Origin of the sequence: Magnetovibrio sp. PR-2 (assembly GCF_036689815.1) — a bacterium.
Lineage (GTDB): Bacteria > Pseudomonadota > Alphaproteobacteria > Rhodospirillales > Magnetovibrionaceae > Magnetovibrio.
In genome coordinates, this window is sequence record NZ_JBAHUR010000006.1 from 53,287 (window position 1) to 77,479 (window position 24,193).

Below are 24,193 nucleotides of genomic sequence, written 5' to 3' on the forward strand. Positions count from 1 at the left end.
GTGTAAAGGGTATTCGGGAGTAGGGACAGGACGATCATGATGCATCTCAAGAAACACTGGCGTTATGTTTTTGCCGTGTTGATCTCAGCAGTCATGCTGTCGCCCTTCCTTGTCGATTGGTCCCCGGTTGCCAACGAGAACCTGATGTTTCGTGCGTGGTTTGTTTCGGGGCTGTATTCTGCACTAAGTCCTGAGCTCTCTTTTCAATGGTTGTCAAATATAGGATATGGCGTCCCGCGAATAGGGAATCCGCTGTTCAGCTCGTTCTATCCGCCGGCGTACTTAGGCTACTGGGTGGCTGAGCCCTTCAGCAGTTACATCACCTGGTTTGCGTGTATCAGCTTGGGCCTCGTTGGGGCCTGGAAACTGTTTGAATGTTTTAGCGATGATCGTGAGATCACGCTCTTGGCGGGAGCGGCATTCGTTCTAAGCGGTATCTTGTTTATTTCTTCCGTGATTGGGCTCTATCCGGAACGGATATTGTTTGTGCCTTGGACGATTTACTTTTTTTGGAAGGGCTTTAACGAACAAAAGAACGTGCTTTTGGTGGTTGCATCGGTGTTGCACGCATTGCATTTTTTTGCGTCGACCTCGTTCACGTGGTTTTATCTGTCCGCCAGCATTGCATTTTTTATGATGGGCTATTTCATTTATCTGCTCGCCCCTTATGCCAATGTTGCCCAAAACTGGATGCCGGCATTTAAGAGAATGTTCGTTGCGGGCGGTGTGTTTTTCGGCCTGTGTGCGGCGCTCATCATCATTCAAATTTTGCCCGTTCTTGAATTTGACATGTTCGCAGTGCATCGAGATCAAAAGTTTGAGGATTATGTGGCCACCGGGCGCTTCAATCCGAAGTCGCTATTCTTAGCTCCTTTCTTGTTTCCCGGCGCTTTGGAAAAATCCCGACAGTTTTTTGAATTCTCGAACTTGTCCTATCTCGGCTGGATCCCTGCTTTTCTGTGTATGGTGTGGTACAGCGCAGCGCGGCGAAACCAAATCCTAGGCGTTACGCTTTTGATTGCCGCCATTGTCTTTGCCGCAGGCGGATTGACACCGATTAAAGAAATCATCCGGATGATGCCGGGCATGGGCTCGGTGCGTCTTTCTGCATTTTGGTTTTTGGCGCTCAACTTTGTTGTGTTGCTGATGGTCGTTCGAGCGGCGCAAAAACTTGGGGATGAAGTGTCGTTTTTGAAGGCCCGCAATGTCGGATTTATTTTGCTTGCTTTGAGCATTCTCTGGGCCATTTATTTGCTCTTTGCGAAGGGGGCCGTTTTTTCAGCGGAGTTGCTCCGTCCAATCCTTGTTGGGTTGGCCGTTTCAGTTGTTTTGTTTGCGGCCCAGATGGGGAAGATCGACCGGCAAGGATTGCTTAGAGGATTGCTTGTGATTGGCTTGCTTGATGTCGGGTCGTGGTCCATTCAGTCTTCTTTCCGCGAAAGACCCGGAAGCGATAGGACACTCGTTTACTTGCAAAACATTCAAGACCGGGACTTCGAGCACTATATTGAAGTGCCCAATCAAGGTCGTGCATTGGCGTTGTGCACCAAAGACAATATCGGTGATGCGTCGCGGTTGATTGTGAGCGGACGCAATCTTGACTGGGCGTTTAATTTTTCATCTTTCCCTCTGGCGCGCACATGGGATGTTGTCAAACGTCTTGGGTTCTCTCAGCGTTCAGCTTGTGAGCGCATTGCAATTTGGTCAACGGCCGAAGCCTTTTTCACCCCTAATCGACACGCTCTGACGCGGGCTTTGAACATCCGGTACTTCTTCTTGGACGGGCCGGAAGATAAATTGTTTGTCGAAGGTTTAGGCTTTCAGCATGTTGCACACGACGACTATAGTGGATTTGATCTTTACGAAGACCCGTTCGCCTTGCCCCGCGCAGTCGTTTACCCGGCCGCTGAAGTCGTTTTGAATTTTGACGATGCGCGGACGTATGTGAATGAACACGGCTTGTCTGTTTCCCGGGCCCTTGTCGAACGTAAATCCGGACAGCCGCTGGACATTGCCTTGCGACCCCAAGCTAACAAAACCGCACACCCACCTGTTGAGTTGGTCTATACGCCAACCAAAGTGATGGTTCAGACCGACAACAACAGTCCTACTTTGTTGGTGGTTTCAGACGTGGTGTATCCTGGTTGGACGGCGACAGTGGACGGCGAGGCCGCTGATATTTTACCGGTCAATATCGTTGGGCGCGGTGTGCAGCTGACAGCTGGAAGTCACGAGATCGTGTTTGAATACCACTCTGTACCGCTGTTTTGGGGTGCGGTTGTGAGTGGCTTGGCATGGCTGGGCGTGTTGTTGTATTTTGGCGGTGTGATCGTTTCCAGGATTCCAACCTCGGGCCGGCAAGGTTGATTGTTGAATGGTCTTTAGTAGCTACACATTCACGTTGTTTTTTTTACCAGCCGTTTTGATGCTGACGTACTTTTTTCGCAAAAAGAGCAGCGACGCCGTTATCGTTTTTCTGATCCTCGCATCCATTGTTTATTATGGATTTTGGAATTGGCAGCTTGTTTGGATCATCTTCTTATCCATTGGGGTCAACTTTTCCCTTGGGCTGTTGTTGGATCGGTATACGGCTATGGCGCGTGTTCGCCTGGCGGTTTTGGTGTCCGGCGTCGTTTTCAACCTCGGCCTTCTTGGGTTTTACAAATATTCGAACTTCTTTATCGAGAACTTCAACGTTCTGTTGGGCGGGGACGTCGGTTTCCTAAGCGTGGTTTTACCGCTCGGCATTTCCTTTTTTACATTTCAGCAGATCGCCTATCTGGTTGATGTGTTCCAAAACAAAGTGCATGAGCACAAGTTTCATCACTACTTTTTGTTTGTAACATTTTTCCCGCAACTGATCGCCGGTCCAATCGTTCATCACAAAGAGATCATGCCGCAAATCGTCGGCGGTGCATTGGGACGGTTTTCATCGTCCCAGTTTGCTCAAGGCCTATCCATTTTTGTATTGGGTTTGTCCAAGAAGGTCATCTTGGCTGATGGTATTGCGGTCTATGCAACGCCTGTGTTCGAGGCCGCAGAGAGCGGTATAGCCATCCCGCTGTTGGAAGCTTGGGGTGGTGTGTTGGCTTACACGTTCCAAATCTATTTTGATTTCTCTGGCTATTCGGACATGGCCATCGGCTTAGGCTTGATGTTAGGGCTAAAGCTGCCGATCAACTTTCTCTCGCCCTATAAAGCTTCAAGCCTGATTGAGTTTTGGAACCGTTGGCACATCACGCTGTCTCGCTTTTTGAAAGATTATTTGTATATCCCTCTGGGCGGCAACCGCAAAGGCGAACCGCGCCAATACATGAACATCTTGGTCGTGATGTTGTTAGGGGGATTTTGGCACGGGGCCAGTTGGAACTTCGTCATCTGGGGCGGGCTTCATGGCGTGGGACTGACCGTCAATCACTACTACCGTTCCTTAAAAGGCGAGACGAGCGAGCAGCTCAAAAAAAGCTGGGTTCAGGTGTGGCTGGGGCGCATCGTCACGTTCTTATTTGTGGTCTTCGCCTGGGTGTTTTTTCGCGCGACCTCATTTGATGGCGCGATGAACATCGTCCAAGGCATGGTCGGGCTGAACGGCATCGTCTTGCCGGTGACTTACAGCGCCTATTTAGGTTCCTACGCAGACCTTGCGGTTCAATTGGGCGTGGAATTCAAAGAAGGCTATCTGTATGCAGGTTCGCGCCAAGTGCTGATGTTGGTCGCTTTGCTGGGTGTTGCCTGGTTCTTGCCGTCGACGCTTGAATGGACGGCGTATGAATCACCTTTGATAACGCAAAGAACGCACGCATTGATGCGCCACACCAAACGCCTGCGTTGGTCGGCGACGCCGGTTTGGGGCGGGGCCTTGTCGTGCATGTGTATCGTGTGCCTGATATATATGTCTCACGGCGGCGAATTTTTGTATTTTCAGTTCTAGTGCAAGCTCGATGAGCGAGGAACCCGGACACCGGGTTGGATAAGAATGCAGGCTAAAACCAGAAACTTTTTCATCGCGTTTGCCATTCCTCTGGCTTTGTCATTTCCGTTTGGCATTGCAAGCTACGTCTTCTTATTGAATTCGGGTGAGCTTGATTCGATCACCGAAGTTGTCGAGCACCAACGCGCCGAAGGCGGTTTGTATGGCACTGCGCTGCACAACAATGTCTACGCGTATAAATTGGAGCTGTATCGCGCAGCGCGCCCCGATGTCGTTGTCATCGGCTCTTCACGCGTTTTACAAATGAGAGAAACGTTTTTTGAGGACACGTTCATCAACTTAGGCCGCACGGTGAACTCGGCCCGCGAAGCCGAGCTCTTGATTGACGATATGCTTGAGATATCCAAGCCGAAGATGGTGTTTTTTGGCATCGACTTTTGGTGGGGAAACCCAAACACGGTTGAGGCTTTGCACTTCCTCAATCACGACGACAGGGGCGGTGCCTTAACGCCGGAGGCTCTGTTCGCGCCAGTCAAATGGTTGGTGGACGGCAAGTTTGATTTTGGATTCTTCACGGATTTGGTTACGGGGCGCTTGTCGGCGTCTTCCGCGAACAGGTTTGGGTTAAGTGCCATACGTCGTGGGCTCGGCTTTGCCCGGGATGGGTCGAACTATTATCTCGCCTGGGTGTATGGCCGCACGGACCCGCCATATGTAAAGTTCAAAGAAACCCTGCGCTGGTTGGGCGTGGCCAACTCGCATTACCGCTTTGGTCAAGAGGTATCCGAAGAGCGACTGGCCACGATTAAACGATCCGTCGATATGCTGAAAGTTGCAGGTGTCGAGGTGGTGACCTTTGTAACACCAGTCGCGCCGCTGATCTGGCAGGAGATGGAGAAAAAAGGTGATCGCTACAGCTACATCCATGGATTTCGCGAACGCCTCCACACCATCAATGACCGCCATTTCGATTTCTTCGATGCTGCGCAAATGGGGTCTGGCGATTGCGAATTTGTGGATGGCATTCACGGCGGCGATGTAAATATGGCCCGACAAGTCAAAGCCATGTCTGAGGCTTTACCTTCTAGTATGCGGGCACGAGTTGACGTGAAGCATTTGGAGCAACTGATTAAGCGGTATTCAGGGAACGCGCTTTCCGACGACCAATTTAGGTTGCCTGATGAACGCGAGATCGATTTTCTGCAACTGGATTGCGATAAATGATGAATGCTCAGTGGGGCTTTAAATTCGAGTGACCTAATTGTCCACTGGTACGGGTGTTCGCATTAAATCAGAAGCAGAAGTAATGCGCGTCAACCGATCAGATATGGCGTTGATTGAAACACCACTTTTTTTCAAATCGTCATAAGTGTCGATGACGATCTGAGCTTTTTGTGGATCGAGCTTGTAAGCATAACTATTTAATGTCTGGGTTTGTGAAGCTGAGACGTCACCATGTGCTTCCACTTCAGGAATGGAAGAGATATTAAAACGGGAACCAGAGAGCTTGATAGCGTCTCCAAGCAAATCAGGCGCCTGATATACACAGTGTTGCAGAATATCTTGTAGGATTTGCTTTTGGCTGCTTTCTAAGTCACTGGCAAACTCTTGTTGGATAAATTCAGAGATTTCCAAAAGAGCTTTCGGTTCAAAACATCTGAGGCGATATGAAAATGCCAAGTTTGGTTTTGAGACATCATTTTTGGCATCTGTATTGTCGCCCCATATTTTTCCACTCCTAGCAGCAGCATCAATATCTGCAGAGGATTTATACAGCTCTTTCGTGGCCACATCAGTGTAGTCGTTTAAGAAATCCTTTAGCGAAGGTGGCAGAGGATTCTTGTCTAATAATTTTTTGATAACAGTACCAGTCGGGATGCCGATGGACAGCAGGTATTTAAATGCGGGTCTAAATAAGCCACTGTTCCACAACGCATCAACCATCATGCTGAAACGTCTACAATAGAAGAAATCGCTTTCAGTCAACGTATGCGACGTGAACACAATTTCTTCATGTTCAATAATTTTTTCGAGCTCATCGAAGAGATACTCTCCGAAACAAATATCAACATGGCGAAAGCGTGTTTCGTATTCGTATTTGTTCCGATCCTCAGGGGTGTTTAATTCAGAACCTTGCAGCAGGCGCAGATTGTAAATTGCTATTTTATCAATCCCTAACGCTGTTAGATCATCAACTGCTTTGACGAACGTTTCTTTTGTTTCATAAGGCAGGCCGTAGATCAGCTCGGTCAGCACTTCGAAGTCTTTACTTTTTGCCCATTTTGCTAATGTCGTTGCTTTATCAAAGCCAATATTTGATCTTTTGATTTCATCAAGAGTTTTTTCGTTTGTTGATTGAAAGCTGATGATGGCTGGCAACATGGTATGCAAAAGTTCAATGCACTCAAGTGTTCGCTCAGTCGGCATTTTTGCATTGTAAGTGTCCATGTATTTGGGCCACCCATATTCGTGATGGGTTTTGTTTAAATACTCGGCGATCTCACGGTCGCGCTTCACAATCCCAAAATTCACATCGGCAAGAAAAAGCCAGTTTCCACTGTACGTCTTTCTAATGTATTCCAGCTCATCAATAGAGTTCTCTACAGATGCTGTGGCAATTTTAGTGAAGAATGAGGTGCCTTGCTCGCAATACGTACAAGTGTAAGGGCATCCGCGAACCGTTTCTAAAACCGGGTGCAATCCCTCGGCTAAAAACGGATCAAGCAAGCCCGATAAATAGGGGGACGGAAAATCATCTAAGTTTTTTGTTCTTAGGTCGTTAGGGGTGTATTTGTGAAGCCCCTCAGACGTTATGGAGAAACACCCTTTGACATCCATATCCTTTGTTTTATTACGATCAAAACCACACTTTTCGTATGCTTTGAGAATTTCATGCATACCAAACTCACCTTCACCCACGACAACAAAGTCTATGTAAGGGTAGTTACGTGCGTAGCTTTGGTAAGCTTCTTGCGTCCGGTCGATATTTGGTCCGCCTGTCACAATCAAGATGTCCGGATAAAGTTGTCGTGCGTATTCTGCGACGCGATGGGACAGCTTTGTATTCCAAAAATAATTGGAGATTGCCAGGATGTCAGGCTTGTTTTCCCTTAGTTCATCAAGCAACAAGTGCATGTTCTTGAATATTTGAGCTTGGTGATCAGGAAAATATTTTAAACAATATGCAGCGATGCGCGCAACAGGATATGGCACGGGACGCATATAGGGGAACATTTCTGGATCGACTTCACCATGGTAATGTACAGGATCAGCGTATAGTATTTTTTTGCTCATTAGCCCTCACGAGATTAAAGCTTCATTATTAAGGCATGTTCGGTTCATGAGCTAAGTGCACAGTACCCGATATTGTTCGTAACGCCAGCCCTACCAAGGCTTTTCTGGATATAAGTGGCCTGAGTAAAGCCCCTGTAAAAATGTCCGGATCGATCCTCGACATTAAAATTTATCCTATATTTGATATTTTACTTAGTCAATTTGTATAGACGGGCTGCATTTTGCAATGGAGATGATTCCAGGATTTCTTAAGGCGATGCTATGTCTAGGGCCTGTTTGATCGGCACGCAGGCCCCTGGCTAGGGCGGGAATATGGCCCGACAAGTCAAGGCCTTAGCCGAAACAGTTCCAGCGACGCAAGGCGCGCGCATTCGTGTCTCTCATCTCGAAGCACGGATTGTTTGGCATCAAGGCCATGCGCTGGCCGATCACCGTTTGCGCGAAGAGGGCCAGCAGGAAAACAACTTTTTGCAGTTGGGCTGTTCAAAATACCTCCCGGATCCATCAATCGCCCGCAGTTGCGAAAAAAGGTGGGAATTGAGCGGATTTTCTGTAAGTTGTGCAGGGGTTGAAACGACCCGTTTCCGTTCTGTGTTTTTATCAAGAAGTTCCCCATATTTTTCGAGGCTGAAGTGTTTAATACGATTAAGACCTATGTGCTCATCAGTTTTGTCACCCTTGGATTGGTGGCGCTTGTCGACCTGGGCATCCGCGCCTACGAAATCTCGAAAGGCGAACTTTTCGTCCAACGCCATGCTTCATTTTTTATGAAGAACCTGAGCTTGATGAAATACAGGCAAGAAAATTCGTCCCATCCCTTTTTGATGTATACATCTGTCGCCAATTATAAAGGGATGCTGCCTTTGATCGAGCCGGGCGTCGAGTTCCGGGTTTCGATCAACAATCACGGTTTTCGGACGAACGAATTTTATCCCAAAGTTCCCTGGAAGACCCGCGTCGTGATTATGGGGGATTCCTTCATGTGGGGCTATAACGCCAATCAAAGCGAAACGGCGGCGGCTGCGCTTGAAGACATCATCCACGAAAAACTATCTAAGGATGTCGAAGTCTTTTCCTTAGGCGTTTCGTCTTATTCCGGCGTGCGCTATGCCGCTCTGGCGCGAATTTATCTCGACTTTCTCGATCCTGACATCGTCGTGGTCGCACTGGATCAAAGTGACTTTGGAGAGGACTTGAGCCGCTTTGACGACTATATCCTCGATGACCAAGGCTATCCGTATGTGCTGAAGGATGCAGACGAGCTGTTGCGAAAGAAAGAGGGTGAAATGTTGGCCCTCGACGTGTGGGGCAACATGGTCCAGGATAAGATGGACTTTGATTTGAAGACCCGTATTCGAATGGGCAGTCCACTGGGTGAGGGTGTGTTTTATCTCGCTGACTGGATGCGCAGCCGTGAAGATCATGCCGTCGTATCGGCAAGTGACTACATTAAAAATTCCGAAGGGCAAAAAGAAAACGCAACGCCTGCGCGCGGAAAGCCAATTTCCAGTGCCAAGGGAGCTGTCGAGCAATTTGCCCAAAAATATCCCAATATCAAGATCACCACATATGACGAGCTGTTGGAGAAGTACGGCGACGATATCACGCCGGGGCTGCCGCAATACGTCCGCCGCGATACAATTCCGTTCACTCTCGAGCGGGCTATTCAAGAATACCAGCCGACGTTTAAATCCATGGAATATATCCGTAATGAAACGTTGAAGCGCAATCAATCGTTTTATTTGGCGTCTTATCCCTATCCCAAAATGATTACGCCGTATGAAAACGTTGAATACAACGTAGATACCAACAAGTCGGATACGGTTTTCGACTTTTCCACCAACAGGGTCCATCCCAGGCTCATGGATGCGTATGCTCAAAAGCTTGGCATATCACATATCGACACCTATCCCTTGTTTGAAGTGGATTCTCAAGACATGTGGGGGCACTATGATCCGCACTTAACGGCGAAGGGATATTCCCTCTTCGCGCAAGGCGTATATGATGGTATTAAGTCGGACCTGATTAAACGCTTGAAAGAAGCCGAAGCGCGTCGTCCCGATCTCGATGTAAAACAGTAGATATGAACGATCTCACAGCACACGCTGAGCCGCCGAAGAAATCCAGTCCGCGGGCTTTTGGGATTGTGATGGCCGTTGCTTTTGCCGTGTTCGCGCTCATCACGTGGCGTAGCAATCCGGAAAGCACTTTGGTGATTGTGTTGGGGGCGGTGGCGGCATCCTTTTTGGTCATCGCACTGGTGGTGCCTCAACTCTTGGCCGTCCTGAATGTGCTCTGGCTTAAGTTCGGCGAGCTCCTGCACAAAGTGATCAACCCGCTGATTATGGGGGCTATGCTGTATTGTCTGATCACCCCGATCGGGGTGCTGTTGCGTTTGGCGAAGAAGGATGTTTTGGGGCTGAAAATGGATCCCGCAGCGACGAGCTATTGGATTGCGACGGATGAAGACGCGGAAGCGTCATCTATGACCCACCAGTTTTGAGTGACTTTGATGGATATATTACGAGAACTTTTTTATTTTTTGCGCGTACGAAAAAAATACTGGCTGATGCCGATTGTGATCATCATGGTCCTGTTTGGCGGTTTGGTCATTTTGACGCAGGGTTCCGCCGTTGCGCCTTTCGTTTACGCTGTATTCTAGGCTGTGGCTTCTATGCGTATTCTTGGCATCTCCGCTTATTATCATGACAGCGCGGCGGCCCTGATTCGTCGAGGCGAGGTGATTGCCGCAGCCCAGGAAGAACGCTTTTCGCGGATCAAACACGACAGCAACTTCCCGCGCAAAGCCATCGAATACTGTCTTGAAGAAGCGGGCTGCACGCTCACCGATGTCGACTATGTGGTTTTCTACGACAAACCCTTTTTGAAGTTTGAACGACTTTTGGAAACATATCTGGCGTTCGCACCGCGCGGTTTTAAGTCGTTCGCCAAGGCGATGCCGATTTGGCTGCGAGAAAAATTGTTTCAAAAGAACATGTTGCGCGACGAGTTGCGTCGCTATGACCCGGGTTTTGATCCGCAAGAACGATTGTTGTTTTCGAAACACCATCTGAGCCACGCCGCATCCGCTTTTTTCTGTTCGCCGTTTGAAAAAGCAGTGGTTCTGACCATGGACGGGGTCGGAGAATGGGCCACCTCGTCGGTTGCGATCGGCGATGGAAACGCGCTGACAACGGTCAAAGAACTTCATTTCCCGCATTCCCTAGGCCTCTTATATTCTGCCGTCACGTACTATCTTGGATTTAAAGTGAATTCGGGTGAGTACAAAGTAATGGGGCTCGCCCCCTACGGTGAACCGAAGTATGCCAAGCTGATGAAGGAGCACCTGATTAACATCAAACCGGATGGCTCTTTCCGGTTGGATATGCGGTATTTCAATTATTGCGTCGGCTTGACGATGACCAATGCCAAGTTTTCGGCTTTGTTCGGCGAGCCCGTGCGTACCCCGGAACACCAGCTCACGAAATTTCATATGGATGTGGCCGCATCCGTCCAAGCGGTGACGGAAGAAATCGTCCTGAAAATGGCCGACGCCCTGGCCCAGGAAACCGGAATAGACAACCTGTGCCTGGCCGGTGGAGTTGCATTGAACTGCGTTGCAAATGGTAAAATTCTTAAAGATCAGTCGTTTAAGAACATTTGGGTGCAGCCAGCGGCGGGGGATTCCGGGGGGGCGCTCGGCGCAGCCCTCGCGGCATATCACATTCACTTCAACGAGCCACGGACCCCTGGGGACGAGGACAACATGAAGGGCAGCTATCTGGGGCCTTCTTTTGTGCAAAACGACATCGAACAGCGCTTTGATGCGCTCGGTGCCGTGTACAGCGTGTTGGAAGAAAGTGATTTGATTTCAAAGTGTTCGACTGCCTTGAAAGATCAAAAAGTGGTGGGCTGGTTCCAAGGACGCATGGAGTTTGGGCCGCGTTCGCTAGGCGCCCGTTCGATTTTGGGTGACCCGCGTGCACCGTCGATGCAAAAAACGGTGAACCTCAAGGTGAAATACCGTGAATCCTTCCGCCCCTTTGCTCCGGCCGTGCTGCGTGAAGATGTCTCGGATTGGTTTGATCTGGAGGCAGACAGCCCGTATATGCTGATTGTGGCCGACGTGAAAAAGTCGCGCCAACGCGCCACGACCACTGAAGAACAAGACTTATTTGGGATCGAAAAGCTCTATATTCCAAGATCGGAGATCCCTGCCGTCACCCACGTCGATTATTCCGCACGGATTCAGACGGTCCACAGCGACACCAATCCGATGTTCCATGAATTGCTGAGCCACTTTAAGGCCGATACGGGGTGCCCGGTCTTGTTGAACACCAGCTTCAACGTGCGTGGCGAGCCTATCGTTTGCACGCCGGAAGACGCATATCGGTGCTTCATGGGGACCGATATTGACGTTTTGGTCGTGGGAAATTGCATCTTGCACAAGGCCGATCAACCGGCTCATGCACGCCTGGATTACAAAGACAATTTCGAGCTGGACTAAGCCCCAACCCAAATCCCCCCAAATTGGCGGAAAACTGAGGAATTTAGCCCTAAACGGCGCCCGTGAAGTGTGGTTTGTGGGCGTTTTGTTTTCGTGCATTAGAATGCCCTTGACATGGGTGTTCGTAACGTGAACATTAGTGCCAAAGCTAGGGGAAATCACGATTTGTTTTCACCTGGCCTGCGGTAGCATGACCGGATTTCATTGATCAAATGTGATATTCGGTATACCAATCCTGAACTGTTTCATCGTTATCCAGCAAGATATTGAAACCCGCCTTACGTAAGGGGTAGATATTGTGCTCACTTTCAGCGGATTCAAGAGAAAAAATGCATACATTTGACAAGCAAATGCCCGACTTAAACGGTCTCAATATCATGATCACCGGCGGCACAGGATCCTTTGGTAAGGCCTTCGCCCATGCGGTCATGAAAAGGTACCATCCCAATAAGTTGATTATTTTTTCGCGCGATGAGCTCAAGCAATATGAAATGGCTCAGGAATTCAACGATGAAGACATGAAAACCATGAGATTTTTCATCGGCGATATTCGCGACCTCGACCGTTTGGAAATGGCACTGCGTGATGTTGATATCGTCATCCACGCCGCTGCTTTGAAGCACGTTCCCGCAGCTGAATACAATCCGTTTGAATGCATTCGCACAAACGTGATCGGCGCCGAAAACCTGGCAACGGCGGCTATTCGCTGTGGCGTGAAAAAGGTTGTGGCTTTGTCGACGGACAAGGCTGCGAGCCCGCTAAACCTTTATGGTGCGAGCAAGCTTGCATCGGACAAGATTTTTATTTCCGCCAACAATCTCAGCTCGGGCAGGACGCTGTTTTCTGCAGTGCGCTACGGCAACGTCTTGGGGTCTCGGGGCAGCGTGATTCCGTTTTTCCAGAAGCTGATTGATGAAGGCAGTAACCATCTTCCGATCACGGACGAGCGCATGACCCGTTTTTGGATCATGCTCGATCACGGCGTCAATTTTGTGCTGAGCACCATCGGCATGATGCAGGGCCGTGAAATCTTCGTTCCGAAAATCCCCAGCATGCGGATTACGGATCTGGCAACGGCTATGGCGCCGCATCTTGAGCAACGCATTGTCGGAATCCGCCCTGGTGAGAAACTTCACGAAATCATGATTACGGAAGACGATGCGCGCAACACCGTCATGCTTGAGGACCGATTTGTCATCAAGCCTTCTATCTCTATGCAGGATACGGATCCCGTATACGAAGGCGAAGAAGAACTTCCTGATGGTTTCTATTACTCTAGCGACAACAACTCAACTTGGCTTGGTGTCGACGATTTCAAGACCTTGCTGAAGGATGTATGAGCGATCTGCTGATCACGGGTGCCACGGGGCTGTTGGTCCCGTATTTGGTGGATGCCTGCCAAGATTTGGGAACTCTGACCACCACATCGCGCACCGGCGGCGATGTGCAGTGTGATCTGAGCGCGTTCGAAGATGTTGAAGCGTTGATCGCAGAAGTCCAGCCCAAGATCATCATTCACACGGCGGCCCTAACTGATGTCGATGCGTGTGAGCGTGATCAGGAAAGCGCGAAACGCCATAATGCGCATGTTGTGGAAAATCTTGCGGACTTAGCCTCCAAGCACGAAGCCAAGTTGGTCTATCTATCGACGGACCAGGTCTACAGCGGCGAGAGCGACAGCAACTCCGAAAGCCGCCCTGCGCATCCGATCAATGCCTATGGAAAAACGAAACTGGAAGGTGAGGCGTTTGCATCCAAAACGCAAAACCACCTGATCTTCAGAACCAACATGTTCGGGCCGTCCCGCACGCCGGGCCGTCAAAGTCTCAGCGATTTTTTCATCGGCAAGCTGAAAATGGGCGACGAACTGGTTCTGTTTAACGACATGTATTTTTCGCCTCTTCACATGAAAACGCTCAGCCAGTTTGTCGTTGAAGCGATCCAGAAGGGCCTGACGGGGGTCTATAATCTCGGCAGCCGTAATGGCCTTTCCAAGCAGGCGTTTTGTCTGTCGCTTGCCGAGCATCTGGGACTGGAACCCGTTCAGTACCGTTCCGTGAGCGGGCGAGATATTGAGGGCCGGGCACCTCGCCCCAGCAATCTTTGCCTGGACGTAAGCCGAATTGAAACGGACTTGGGTATGCAAATGCCTACACTCAACAGTGAAATCCGTAAGCTAACCATCTAAGACCTATTGGAATGATTGATGCGCAGTTGTAGCAAATGTGTAATGCCAGAAACCGCTGAAACGCTGGCGTTTGATGAGAATGGCGAATGCTCGGTTTGTCAGCAGATCAATTTCAAAAACACCGAGATTGATTGGGATGCCAAAGGCGCCGAACTGGACGAGATCATCGAATCCGTACGCGGCAAATACAATTACGATTGCATTGTCCCGTTCTCGGGCGGTAAGGATTCCACCTACCAGCTCTGGTATCTGGTGAAGGTGAAAAAGTTGAAGCCTCTGGTGGTTCGGTTCGACCACGGGTTTATGCGCCAGACCCTGGTTGAAAACAACCTGCGCACGCTCCGCACGTTGGGTGTGGATTCCATCACCTTTACGCCGAACTGGCAAATTGTGCGCAAGCTGATGTTTGAATCCCTCAAACGTCGCGGCGATTTTTGCTGGCACTGCCACACGGGCATCTTTGCATACCCGATGTGGATCGCCGTATGGCATAACATCCCCCTGGTGATTTGGGGTGAGCCGTCTGCTGAATACACTTCGTTTTATGAATACGGCGAAGAGGAAGAAGTTGACGAGCGCCGCTTTAACACTCTGGTTAACTTGGGCATCAACGCCGAAGACATGCTGGGCATGTTGGATGATAAGATTTCCGATTTCCCGGTGACGGAACGTGACCTTCGTCCTTACACCTTCCCGCCCGCCCGTGAAATTCGCTCGAAGAACATTCGTTCGATCTGCTTAGGCTCCTACATTCCCTGGGATGTCAAAAAACAGGTCAAGATCATCGAAGATGAGCTGGGCTGGAAGGGCGATGAAGTGGAAGGTGTTCCGCCCGGCTACGAATACGAAAAAATTGAATGCTACATGCAGGGCTTGCGCGATTATACCAAGCACCTCAAGCGCGGTTTTGGCCGTTCTGCGCACCTGACGTCGATTGACATTCGCAATGACCGCATGACCCGTGAGGAAGCTGCGCGTCTGACCGAGCAGTACGACGGCAAACGCCCGTTTGCTTTGGACTTATTCCTGCACTACCTGGGCATCACGGAGGACGAATACTACGAACTGGTCAAGCCGCACCTCGTCCCGCCGCATGAGTTTCCCAGCAAAGAAGACCGTGAAAACAATCATGCAAAAAAAGCTCCCTGGGATTTTGACCAGTGGGTCCGCATCGTTGGTGACCGTAAAGTAGATAAATGAACGTCGCTGTCGTCGATTACGGCGCAGGCAATATTGCCTCGATCGTAAACGCCCTCTACATGGCGGGCGCGGATGCCGTCAAGGTGTCCACGCCGGAAGATGTGCTGGCTGCCGAACGCCTCGTTCTGCCAGGTGTCGGTGCAGCCGGTCTGGCTATGGCAAACCTCACCAAAAATGGCCTGGATGAAGCCTTGCGTGAGGTCGTGCGCACCAAAGGCCGCCCGATGTTGGGCATCTGCCTGGGCATGCAGTTGATTGCGTCGGCGCTGCATGAGTTTTGCGAACGACCGGGTTTGGCGTGGGTTGACGCTGATGTCACAGACCTTCATGACGTTGAGGGTGTACTCCGACGTATTCCGCACACGGGCTGGAATAGCGTCGAGGCAAGGGCGGTGGCTCAAGAGCTGTTCAAAGGTATCAAGGACGGTGCGGATTTTTACTTCAACCATTCGTTCACGTTGCGTCCGACCGACGATAGTATCGTCGCAGCTACGTGTAACTACGGAACCCCTCTCGTCGCGGCCTTGCAAATGGATACGGTTTTTGCAACACAGTTCCATCCGGAAAAAAGCCAATTGAACGGCGATAAGTTGATTTCAAACTTTATGAGGTGGAACCCGTGAGCAGGGATCGCTCTATAGTGCAAAACGGGCTGAAAAAGCGCTTGATCCCGAGCCTTTTATTGAAGGGGCATCGGTTGGTCAAAGGCAAGCAGTTTGCCGACTGGGAAGATTCCGGTCGTGCGGATACGACGGCGAAGGCTCATAACGCCCAAGGCGCGGATGAGTTGGTGTTGCTTGATATCGAAGCTTCGCGAGAACAACGTGCGCCGGATTTGGAGATGATCTCGAAGGTCGCAATGGAATGCTTCATGCCCTTGACCGTCGGCGGCGGGGTTGATTCGTTGGGTGTTGCCCACCAGTGCTTCGAAGCTGGTGCAGACAAGGTTTGCATCACCACGACGGCGCTGGACAACCCCGATCTGATCTCGGAATTGGCCAATACATATGGTCGTCAAGCCATCTTGCTTGGTGTTGATGTCAAACGTGTTGACGATCGGTGGGAACTTTATGATTTCCGCACACAGAAAACCGAGCCTGAAAAGACTTGGGAAGACTGGCTCACAGAAGGGGTCGCGCGCGGTGCTGGTGAAGTGCGGCTGATGTCCGTCGACCGGGAAGGCGAACGCATTGGTATGGACTTAGACCTTTTGCAACGCGCACGTGCCATGGTTGATGTGCCGGTGATTTTGGAAGGTGGCGCGGGTACACTGGATCACTTGGCCGAAGCTTTTCAAGCCGGTGCAGATGCCGTGTGTGCAGGAACCATGCTGATTTTTTCCGACAACAACCTCGTCAAAGTGAAGCGATACCTGGCCTCCCAGGGTATCGATATGCGGCTGTAAAGGTTTAGGGGAAAAGTGAGTACCGCACCTCAAAATCAATATGATGCTGTTATTCGATGCGATGCATCCTCGACCATAGGGGGCGGGCATGTGATCCGCTGTTTGACGTTGGCTGCGGAACTGAAACGCTCAGGTCGGCGGGTGTTGTTTGCGGTCTCACCGGATACCTTGGACATTTTGCCGACGCTCAGCACCAGTGGCTTTGATGTTGTAGACGTGGACAACACGCCTCAAGCGTTAATCGATGCTGCAAATCAGGGCTGTCAACTTCTTGTCGTGGACCACTATGTTTGGGATGAAACGTATCACCGCCAGTGCCGCCCCTGGGCCGAGACCATCTTGGTGATCGATGATATGGCCAATCGCCAGCTTGATGCGGATGTGGTGTTGGATCAAACATTCGGTCGCGAGGTCGGTGAATATAACGACTTGGTTCCGCCGCATTGCCGCGTACTCACGGGTGCAGGTTATGCGCTGTTGCGCCCGGAATTCGCAGAACTTAAAAACCAGGCCTACCAGCACCACAAGACTTGCCAGGCACCGCGGCGTATCGTGGTCAGTATGGGCATGACGGATTCACACAATTTCACCAAACAGGTCTTGCAAGCGTTATCTTCCGTCGATGAAAAGCTGCAGCTTGATGTGGTCTTGTTGCGCCAAGCCCCCCACTTTGAAGACGTTTTGTGCGTGACTAAGACCCTGGATCATAACGTAACGCTTCATGCTGACGGCGTGAATATGGCCCAATTACTGGCAGATTGTGATTTAAGTATCGGCGCGTCCGGCGTAACGGCGTTGGAACGCTGTTGTCTGAGCTTGCCGTCCATCACCATTGTGATGGCCGACAATCAGGAGCGCATTGCTGAGGCGATGCAATGCGCAGGCGCGACCATAAACCTGGGGTGGTATTCTAAGGTTATGGAACACGATATCGTTCAGGCGTTTCGCGATATCGCTTTGAATACTGCCCAATATGCACAAATGGTAGACAAAGCCGTAGCCGTGTGCGATGGAACCGGAACGAAACGGGTGGTCTCCGTCATTGACGAGGTCATAGCCGCCTAAGTGCGTTAAAGAACTCATTCTCCAAGCCGACGAGAACCAGAACTTATGTCTTTAAATATCATTGGAATAGCTTTTACCGCAGATGCCACCGCCGCTTTGGTATCTGACGGTGTGTTGGTTGCCGCAATCGGTGAAGAACGTCTCAACCGTGAAAAATTGTGGAAAGGCGTCCCGCGAAAAGCCATCGACAAGGTCTTGGAAATCGGCGGATTAAAGCTTAGTGAGATCGATTTCTTCGCAGTTCACGGTGCGCCGACGTCTCCGGACAAGACTGCTTTTGAAGCCGCTTTCCAACGCATTCGCGAGGCGGATATCTCCGAAGCATTGCGTGAGCACCAGTTGCAACAAATCCAGCAACGCCTCGATCATGAAACGTTCGTGTGTGAAGAACGTACGCCCGCGATTATCCGCGAGCTTGAATCTCTCGGTCGCCCCGTCATCACCTTCCCCCACCACGAAGCTCACGCGGCCAGCGCGTACTATGCATCCGGTTGGGACGATTGCATCACAGTGACGGCAGATGGTTGGGGCGAAGATGCTTCTGGGACCATCTGGTCGTGTTCGAACGGCAAGATGGAACACATCAGCACTACCCCGACGATAGATTCTCTGGGCTACTTCTACGGTGCCATTACGAAGTCCCTGGGCTTCATTCCCCACCGCCACGAAGGCAAGGTTCTGGGGCTTGCTGCGTATTGTTCAGATCCGAAATCGTATGGTGAGATCGGTAATATGGTCAGCGCCGACGTTGAGGGCGCGAAGTTTGTCGGCCACGCCGAAAACGGATTGTTTGCACCGACCTATGATTCTCCGCCGCTGGTTGACTTTATCCAAAACTACAGCCGTGAAGATGTTTCTGCAGCGGCGCAAAAACGTCTCGAAGAGGTCGTGTGCGAACTGATTTCCAGTTTGAGCAACACGCCTAAGCGCTTTGCTTTGGCCGGTGGCATTTTTGCCAACGTGAAGCTTAACCAAAGGATCACGGAACTGGACAATGTTTCGGACGTGTACGTTTTCCCGTGTATGGGCGATGGTGGCTTGGCTGTCGGTACGGCATGGTTGGCGTATGTCGAAAAAACAGGTAAGAACCCAGTGCCGCCCAAGTCGATGCTGTTGGGCATGACGATTGAAGATGACGAGGTGGTAGCCGCCCTGGAAAAAAGCGGCCTGCCGTATGAGCGCCCCGAGAACCTCGCTCACAGCGTTGCCGATTTGTTGGCAGACGGGAGCGTTGTCGTTCGGTGTAACGGCGCCATGGAATACGGGCCACGTTCACTGGGTAATCGCAGCATTCTGTACAAAGCCAATGACCCATCGGCGAACGAGTGGCTGAATGATCGCTTGAAGCGCTCGGAGTTCATGCCTTTTGCACCGGCCACACTTATCGAAGACGCGCCTGAGCTTTATCACAATCTGGACAAAGCACGGGTGCCTGCCAATTACATGACTATGACCTTCGATTGTACCGAAAAAATGTGCCAAGACGCTCCGGCAGCCGTTCACATCGACAAAACGGCGCGTCCGCAATTGGTTAGCAAAGAACTGTATCCGGAATTTCATGAAATTTTGGAACACTACAAATCCCTGACAGGCTTTTCCAGTGTTGTGAACACCAGTTTCAACATGCATGAAGAACCGATCGTTGGGGATGCAAGCGATGCCATTCGAGCCTTTGTCGCCAGCGGGCTGCCTTACATGGCCTTAGGCGATTACCTTGTTCGTCAGCCTGACGGTGTGTAAACGCCTGGGCAGGACACCATCTTCTTTATTATCGGTGAAACACACATGACGTCTTCCTCATCAGATCAATCAAAGACTTTCACGAAAACAGTTTCCTCGGATTTCCTGGAAACGCGCACAAATGCATCCAATGCTTTGAAGCAATTCGACAACCCATTTTACAGCACGCAAAAGCTTGAAAGTTTCTTGAAAGAGCAAGGATGCCTGCAAACCGGAAAGAAAGTGTTGGATATGGGCTGTGGCTACGGCGCTTATCTTTCATACTTTGGTGCACAGAACCCAGACATGTCCTTTGTGGGCATTGATTACAACCAATCCGATGTCGAACTTGGCAATCAGCTTTTGAAAGAACGCAACATCGACAGTGTCGAGTTGAAGTGTAGTAACTGGTTCGATCTTGATAGTGATATGAAGGGACAGTATGATGGTGTGATGAGCGTGCACACCCTGTGCTGCTTTAAAGACATTGACGAGCCGATTTCAAAGTTGTGCGAGCTTAGTCCGCGCTGGATTGCTTTGAACTCGCTGTTTTATGATGGTCCCTTGGATGTATTGATCCACATTCGTGGTTATGACACGCCGTGGATTGAAGATGACGATCCCGATGGCGATTTCAACATATTCTCGTTTGAGAAAACGGCGAAAATTTTTGAACGCTACGGATACGAAACATCTTTCACCCCTTTCTATCCCGAAGTGGATCTGCCCAAGCCTGAAAACGGTCGTCGGGGCAGCTATACCATGGGCACTGACCTGCACCCGCGAAGCCAATTTTCCGGACCGGTCTTTTTGCCCTGGCACTTTGCACTTGCACAGAAGAAATGACGACAGACACATACCGTCCATTCGAGCCAGGCTCCTTTTCAAGGCTTATCATCATTGGCTTTGGCAGCCCGACGGTTGTTGCTGCCAAGTTTGCAGTTGAATGTGGCTTGGATGTGTTCGTGGGAGCAAGCGAACGCCAACTCGATATCGTTGATGCAAACGGCGACAAGGTCATGGCTTCGCTTCAAGCTTTGGGCATCGTTCCCGAACTGGAAAATAAGCTTTCGGATTTTTCTTTTTATCAAGACGAGGGTGGTCGGGCAGGCGATGCGGTTTTGTCCGTCGGAAGCCCCTTTATATTCAGGCAGAACTTCCTCGACTTGTTTCCGCAACGCGTATTCAACAGCCATGGTGCTCCTTTGCCCAAATGGCGTGGCGGCGGCGGGTACAGCTGGCGCATCCTGGCCGATGAACGCCGCGGCAATGCCTGTATCCACTTGGTGACGACCGGTATCGATGGCGGCGATATTGTGTTTCAGGAAGGCTACACCTTTGCCAACGATCTAACATGCCCCCGCGAATATGAGGTCGAAGCCGCAAAACATGAGGCGGTGGCGATTGAACAGTTTCTTTCCATTTTGCGCGACGGTGGGGAACTCAATCTCATTCGTCAAGATGAAAGCCAGTCCACGTATTTCCCACGGTTGCATACGCCCACCCAGGCCTGGATTAACTGGAGCTGGCAAGGCAAAATGGTTGAGCGTTTCGTGCGTGCCTTCTCCCATCCATACCCAGGCGCCCGAACACTTGTGAACGATGGTGAAGTTTTGATTTATCACGCCCGTTTTGAAGCTTCGGTGGATATCGATCATCCTTTCTTCAATGGATTGATCGTGCGGGTAGATGAATCGGACATGATGGTTGTGTGCGAAGGTGGTCATCTGATGATTTCGCTGAACGCCATTGAAACAGACCAGACCCTGCAAGTTGGGGATCGCTTGTACACACCTCAAGCAAAGTTGGATACCGCGTTGTCCTTCCGTCCCGTCTATACGCCCACCGGGCTGAAAGTAAAATCATGACGTCTCCGGTCTTTTGCGTATTGGGTTTGGGATCGATTGGATTGCGGCACGCCAAAAACTTGATTAACCTGGGCCATGACGTTATCGGGTTCGACCCGTCGGCTGAGCGTGGCGCTCTTTTGGTTGAAGTTAGTGGGCGCTATGAAAGCGATAAAAACGCCGCGTTGGGTGCTGCCGATGCCGCATTGATTTGCACGCCGAGTGAGTATCACTTCGAAGATTTGTGCAATGCCATCGACTTGGGCCTGCATGCGTTCGTCGAAAAGCCCCTGGCGCATTCCAACACGGGTCTGAACGAACTGTTCAAAAAAGCCGACGCCAAAGGGCGTGTGATTTTTCACGGCCTGTTTTTGCGCCATCACCCTTGCGTTCAAAAAGCCCAAGCGTTGATCGAAGACGGATCGTTGGGAAAGATTTTGTGGGGCCAAGCGATTTGCTCTGGTTATTTGCCGAACTGGCGTCCGCACCAAGATTACAGCAAAGGCTATGCGGCTAATCCGTTAAGCGGCGGGGCGCTGTTCGACAACATCCACGAGTTCGATTTGATGTATGCGCTGTTGGGCCCTGCGTTCGTGAAAAAAGCTGAGACGCACCAAAGCGGCATTCTGAATTTGCCGACGGAAGATATCGCTGACGTGATCTTGCGCCACGACCAAGGGGCTCAAACCACCGTGCATGTGGATTACGTCACACAGCCGTCGTTGCGCACCACTATTTTGTCCGGCACCAAAGGGCGTTTGGAAATGGATCTCATAAAACGCAAGCTTACTTCGCTGAGCGTTGATCATGAGGGTGCTTATGAAGAAACCTTCCCCGGCACATTCGATGATGATTATGTCTCCGAAATGGAGGCCTTTGTCGATTGCATTGAAGGTCGGGCGCAGCCGCTGTGTTCCAATTCCGATGCTGCACATGTTCTCGATTTGATTTTGTCGTCACGCACTCAAAGTGGATTACCGATCGATGGTTAAAAATGTAGTCATTATCCAGGCGCGTTTAGGGTCTTCGCGTCTACCCGGAAAAGTTCTTCTGGAATTGAAAGGGCGCCCCGTGTTGGCTTGGAGCGTTGAAGCTGCAAGGCAAATCGTCGGTGTGAGCAACGTCGCTGTCGCCACAACGGATCAGCCGTCCGATGACGCCATCTTCAACTGGTGCGCGGAAAACGATGTTACCTGTTATCGCGGCCCTGAAGACGATGTTTTGCGCCGGTATGCGATCTCAGCCGAGGGTGAAGACGCAGACAACATTCTGCGTATCACATCCGACTGCCCGTTTGTCGATCCACACGTGTGCGGTCAGGTTTTGGCAATGCATCTGTCCACGGCTGCCGACTTCACCACCAACAACGACCCGCCGTCGTGGCCGGACGGATTGGATTGCGAAGCGATGACCCGCGACGCGCTGATGACGGCTGACAAAGAAGCGACCCGCCCGTCTGACCGTGAACACGTCGCTACGTTCATTCGCAACTCGCGTCATAAATTCAAAGTCCAGGATTTGGTCTGCCCCATCCCAGATCTTTTCAATGAGCGCTGGACGCTGGACACGCCTGAAGACTGGGCGTTTTTCCAAGAGATTGCCAAGCATCTCAACACCGACACCCCGTCGGTTCTGGATGTGTTTTCCATCGTGCGCGAACACCCTGAAATTCGTGAGCTGAACGCATCCCAACAACGTGATGCAGGCTTGGCCAAATCAGTCGCTCAAAACCCGACGGACTTGGATCGCGATTATGCCCGCAGCAACGAACTGTTGGAACGTGCGCAAAAGGTTATTCCGTTGGGCTCTCAAACGTTCAGTAAATCCTGGCAACAATACCCGAAGTCTGCCGCACCGATGTTTTTGACCCACGGTCAAGGCGCGCGGGTTTGGGATGTGGATGGCAACGAGTATATCGACATGGTGTCGGGTCTGTTGCCCATCGTTTTGGGCTACCGCGATCCTGATGTGGACCATGCGGTAAAACACCAGCTGAGCCAAGGCATCAGTTTTAGTTTGTCGACCGAACTGGAAATCCAGCTGGCCGAAGAACTGATCGACATGATCCCATGCGCCGAAGCGGTTCGGTTTGGCAAGAACGGCACAGATGCGACATCGGCAGCAGTGCGCATCGCGCGCGCCAAAACCGGACGTGATCGCATTGCCGTCGGCGGTTATCACGGATGGCAAGACTGGTACGTTGGCATCACCACCCGCAACAAAGGTATTCCCGATGCGGTTTGCGATTTGACACACAGCTTCCCGTTCAACGATCTCGATGCGTTGGAACAACTGCTCAATACGCACAAAGATGAATTTGCAGCCGTCATCATCGAGCCCGCCGGTGCCAATATCCCGAACGAGGGGTATCTCAAAGCCGTGCAGGAACTGGCTCACAAACACGGCACGTTGCTGGTCTTTGATGAAGTCGTGACCGGTTTTCGTTGGGCCGCCGGCGGTGCACAGGAATACTACGGTGTCACGCCGGATCTGGCTTCGTTCGGCAAAGCGCTGGGCAACGGCATGCCTATTGCCGCCATCGTCGGTGCTGCGGACATCATGAAAGAAATGGAAGACGTGTTTTTGTCGTCCACGTTTGGTGGGGAAACGCTTTCGATTGCTGCATCGCTTGCGGTGCTCGACAAGATCAGAACCCAGCCCGTCATTGAGCACGTCTGGAACGTCGGCGGCATCATTGCCGCACACGTACGCAAAGCCATCAAAGACAACGGCTTGGGAGACTACATGTCTTTGATCGGTGCCGATCCCTGGACGATCTTGGCTTATAAAGACGCCGGCGAGACCAAAAAGGAAGCGATCAAAACCTTGTTCGTTCGCGAAATGCTGAAAGCGGGCGTTTTGATCAACGCCAGCAATAACGTGAGTTACAGTTTCTCGCAAGACGATGTGTCGAAAGTCCTTGGTGCCTATGACTATGCCCTGTCGTACGTCGCGGAGTCTATCAAATCCAACGACACCGCCAAACAGATCGGCAATCAAATTATCGAACCCGTATTTTCCATTAGGTCGACTTAAT

The 24,193-nt window shown here is 50.9% G+C and carries 19 protein-coding genes; 18 read left to right on the top strand and 1 reads right to left on the bottom strand.

The window, feature by feature from the left end; all coding sequences use genetic code 11:
- Positions 1-36 precede the first annotated feature (36 nt).
- The 3 genes from V5T82_RS08740 to V5T82_RS08750 are packed head-to-tail and all read left to right on the top strand — an operon-like array spanning position 37 to position 5,155.
- Complete coding sequence (locus V5T82_RS08740; RefSeq protein WP_332895241.1) at positions 37-2,367, top strand: hypothetical protein; 2,331 nt, start codon at positions 37-39, stop codon at positions 2,365-2,367.
- Between the two features lie 7 nt (positions 2,368-2,374).
- Positions 2,375-3,931: an MBOAT family O-acyltransferase gene (locus tag V5T82_RS08745; RefSeq protein WP_332895242.1), complete on the top strand. Its 1,557-nt coding sequence runs from the start codon at positions 2,375-2,377 to the stop codon at positions 3,929-3,931.
- A gap of 45 nt (positions 3,932-3,976) precedes the next feature.
- Complete coding sequence (locus V5T82_RS08750) at positions 3,977-5,155, top strand: hypothetical protein (protein ID WP_332895243.1); 1,179 nt, start codon at positions 3,977-3,979, stop codon at positions 5,153-5,155.
- 33 nt (positions 5,156-5,188) lie between these two features.
- Here the strand turns inward: V5T82_RS08750 and V5T82_RS08755 are convergent, their stop codons facing one another.
- The gene (locus tag V5T82_RS08755) at positions 5,189-7,225 is read right to left on the bottom strand and encodes a B12-binding domain-containing radical SAM protein (protein ID WP_332895244.1); all 2,037 of its coding nucleotides are present in this window, start codon (positions 7,223-7,225) and stop codon (positions 5,189-5,191) included.
- A gap of 632 nt (positions 7,226-7,857) precedes the next feature.
- Here V5T82_RS08755 and V5T82_RS08760 point away from each other — a divergent pair.
- From V5T82_RS08760 to V5T82_RS08830, 15 genes are all read left to right on the top strand, one after another.
- Entirely contained in the window at positions 7,858-9,306 is a 1,449-nt protein-coding gene (locus V5T82_RS08760; protein ID WP_332895245.1) for an SGNH/GDSL hydrolase family protein, read from the top strand.
- 2 nt (positions 9,307-9,308) lie between these two features.
- Positions 9,309-9,728 carry a hypothetical protein gene (locus V5T82_RS08765; protein ID WP_332895246.1) on the top strand — a complete coding sequence of 140 codons (420 nt, stop codon included), beginning with the start codon at positions 9,309-9,311 and terminating at the stop codon, positions 9,726-9,728.
- 9 nt (positions 9,729-9,737) lie between these two features.
- Positions 9,738-9,887, top strand: a complete 150-nt coding sequence (locus V5T82_RS08770; protein WP_332895459.1) for a DUF5989 family protein — start codon at positions 9,738-9,740, stop codon at positions 9,885-9,887.
- Between the two features lie 12 nt (positions 9,888-9,899).
- Complete coding sequence (locus V5T82_RS08775; RefSeq protein WP_332895247.1) at positions 9,900-11,732, top strand: carbamoyltransferase family protein; 1,833 nt, start codon at positions 9,900-9,902, stop codon at positions 11,730-11,732.
- A 377-nt stretch (positions 11,733-12,109) separates the two neighbouring features.
- Positions 12,110-13,072, top strand: coding sequence for a UDP-N-acetylglucosamine 4,6-dehydratase (inverting) (pseB, locus tag V5T82_RS08780; RefSeq protein WP_442917454.1), 963 nt, complete (start codon positions 12,110-12,112; stop codon positions 13,070-13,072).
- Positions 13,069-13,920, top strand: a complete 852-nt coding sequence (locus V5T82_RS08785; protein ID WP_332895248.1) for an SDR family oxidoreductase — start codon at positions 13,069-13,071, stop codon at positions 13,918-13,920. The genes pseB and V5T82_RS08785 overlap by 4 nt, the downstream gene beginning before the upstream one ends.
- 18 nt (positions 13,921-13,938) lie before the next feature.
- Complete coding sequence (locus V5T82_RS08790) at positions 13,939-15,120, top strand: N-acetyl sugar amidotransferase (RefSeq protein WP_332895249.1); 1,182 nt, start codon at positions 13,939-13,941, stop codon at positions 15,118-15,120.
- Positions 15,117-15,743, top strand: a complete 627-nt coding sequence (hisH, locus tag V5T82_RS08795) for an imidazole glycerol phosphate synthase subunit HisH (protein WP_332895250.1) — start codon at positions 15,117-15,119, stop codon at positions 15,741-15,743. Before V5T82_RS08790 ends, hisH begins: the two co-directional genes overlap by 4 nt.
- Complete coding sequence (gene hisF, locus V5T82_RS08800) at positions 15,740-16,525, top strand: imidazole glycerol phosphate synthase subunit HisF (RefSeq protein ID WP_332895251.1); 786 nt, start codon at positions 15,740-15,742, stop codon at positions 16,523-16,525. The genes hisH and hisF overlap by 4 nt, the downstream gene beginning before the upstream one ends.
- A 15-nt stretch (positions 16,526-16,540) precedes the next feature.
- Entirely contained in the window at positions 16,541-17,590 is a 1,050-nt protein-coding gene (gene pseG / locus V5T82_RS08805; RefSeq protein WP_332895252.1) for a UDP-2,4-diacetamido-2,4,6-trideoxy-beta-L-altropyranose hydrolase, read from the top strand.
- A gap of 45 nt (positions 17,591-17,635) precedes the next feature.
- Complete coding sequence (locus V5T82_RS08810; protein WP_332895253.1) at positions 17,636-19,330, top strand: carbamoyltransferase C-terminal domain-containing protein; 1,695 nt, start codon at positions 17,636-17,638, stop codon at positions 19,328-19,330.
- 45 nt (positions 19,331-19,375) lie between these two features.
- Positions 19,376-20,155 carry an SAM-dependent methyltransferase gene (locus V5T82_RS08815; protein ID WP_332895254.1) on the top strand — a complete coding sequence of 260 codons (780 nt, stop codon included), beginning with the start codon at positions 19,376-19,378 and terminating at the stop codon, positions 20,153-20,155.
- Positions 20,152-21,177, top strand: a complete 1,026-nt coding sequence (locus V5T82_RS08820) for a methionyl-tRNA formyltransferase (protein WP_332895255.1) — start codon at positions 20,152-20,154, stop codon at positions 21,175-21,177. The genes V5T82_RS08815 and V5T82_RS08820 overlap by 4 nt, the downstream gene beginning before the upstream one ends.
- Positions 21,174-22,148, top strand: a complete 975-nt coding sequence (locus tag V5T82_RS08825; protein ID WP_332895256.1) for a Gfo/Idh/MocA family protein — start codon at positions 21,174-21,176, stop codon at positions 22,146-22,148. Before V5T82_RS08820 ends, V5T82_RS08825 begins: the two co-directional genes overlap by 4 nt.
- A complete protein-coding gene (locus V5T82_RS08830; protein ID WP_332895257.1) occupies positions 22,141-24,192 on the top strand; it encodes an aminotransferase class III-fold pyridoxal phosphate-dependent enzyme in 2,052 nt (683 codons plus the stop codon). The genes V5T82_RS08825 and V5T82_RS08830 overlap by 8 nt, the downstream gene beginning before the upstream one ends.
- Position 24,193 lies beyond the last annotated feature (1 nt).

Coding starts and splice junctions, on each gene's coding strand:
- V5T82_RS08755 (WP_332895244.1), bottom strand. CDS start 7,225: ATGAGCAAAAAAATACTATACGCTGATCCTGTACATTACCATGGTGAA.
- V5T82_RS08765 (WP_332895246.1), top strand. CDS start 9,309: ATGAACGATCTCACAGCACACGCTGAGCCGCCGAAGAAATCCAGTCCG.
- V5T82_RS08815 (WP_332895254.1), top strand. CDS start 19,376: ATGACGTCTTCCTCATCAGATCAATCAAAGACTTTCACGAAAACAGTT.
- V5T82_RS08750 (WP_332895243.1), top strand. CDS start 3,977: ATGCAGGCTAAAACCAGAAACTTTTTCATCGCGTTTGCCATTCCTCTG.
- hisH (WP_332895250.1), top strand. CDS start 15,117: ATGAACGTCGCTGTCGTCGATTACGGCGCAGGCAATATTGCCTCGATC.
- V5T82_RS08830 (WP_332895257.1), top strand. CDS start 22,141: ATGGTTAAAAATGTAGTCATTATCCAGGCGCGTTTAGGGTCTTCGCGT.
- V5T82_RS08810 (WP_332895253.1), top strand. CDS start 17,636: ATGTCTTTAAATATCATTGGAATAGCTTTTACCGCAGATGCCACCGCC.
- V5T82_RS08790 (WP_332895249.1), top strand. CDS start 13,939: ATGCGCAGTTGTAGCAAATGTGTAATGCCAGAAACCGCTGAAACGCTG.
- V5T82_RS08820 (WP_332895255.1), top strand. CDS start 20,152: ATGACGACAGACACATACCGTCCATTCGAGCCAGGCTCCTTTTCAAGG.
- pseB (WP_442917454.1), top strand. CDS start 12,110: ATGATCACCGGCGGCACAGGATCCTTTGGTAAGGCCTTCGCCCATGCG.
- V5T82_RS08740 (WP_332895241.1), top strand. CDS start 37: ATGATGCATCTCAAGAAACACTGGCGTTATGTTTTTGCCGTGTTGATC.
- V5T82_RS08775 (WP_332895247.1), top strand. CDS start 9,900: ATGCGTATTCTTGGCATCTCCGCTTATTATCATGACAGCGCGGCGGCC.
- V5T82_RS08770 (WP_332895459.1), top strand. CDS start 9,738: ATGGATATATTACGAGAACTTTTTTATTTTTTGCGCGTACGAAAAAAA.
- V5T82_RS08785 (WP_332895248.1), top strand. CDS start 13,069: ATGAGCGATCTGCTGATCACGGGTGCCACGGGGCTGTTGGTCCCGTAT.
- V5T82_RS08825 (WP_332895256.1), top strand. CDS start 21,174: ATGACGTCTCCGGTCTTTTGCGTATTGGGTTTGGGATCGATTGGATTG.
- V5T82_RS08745 (WP_332895242.1), top strand. CDS start 2,375: ATGGTCTTTAGTAGCTACACATTCACGTTGTTTTTTTTACCAGCCGTT.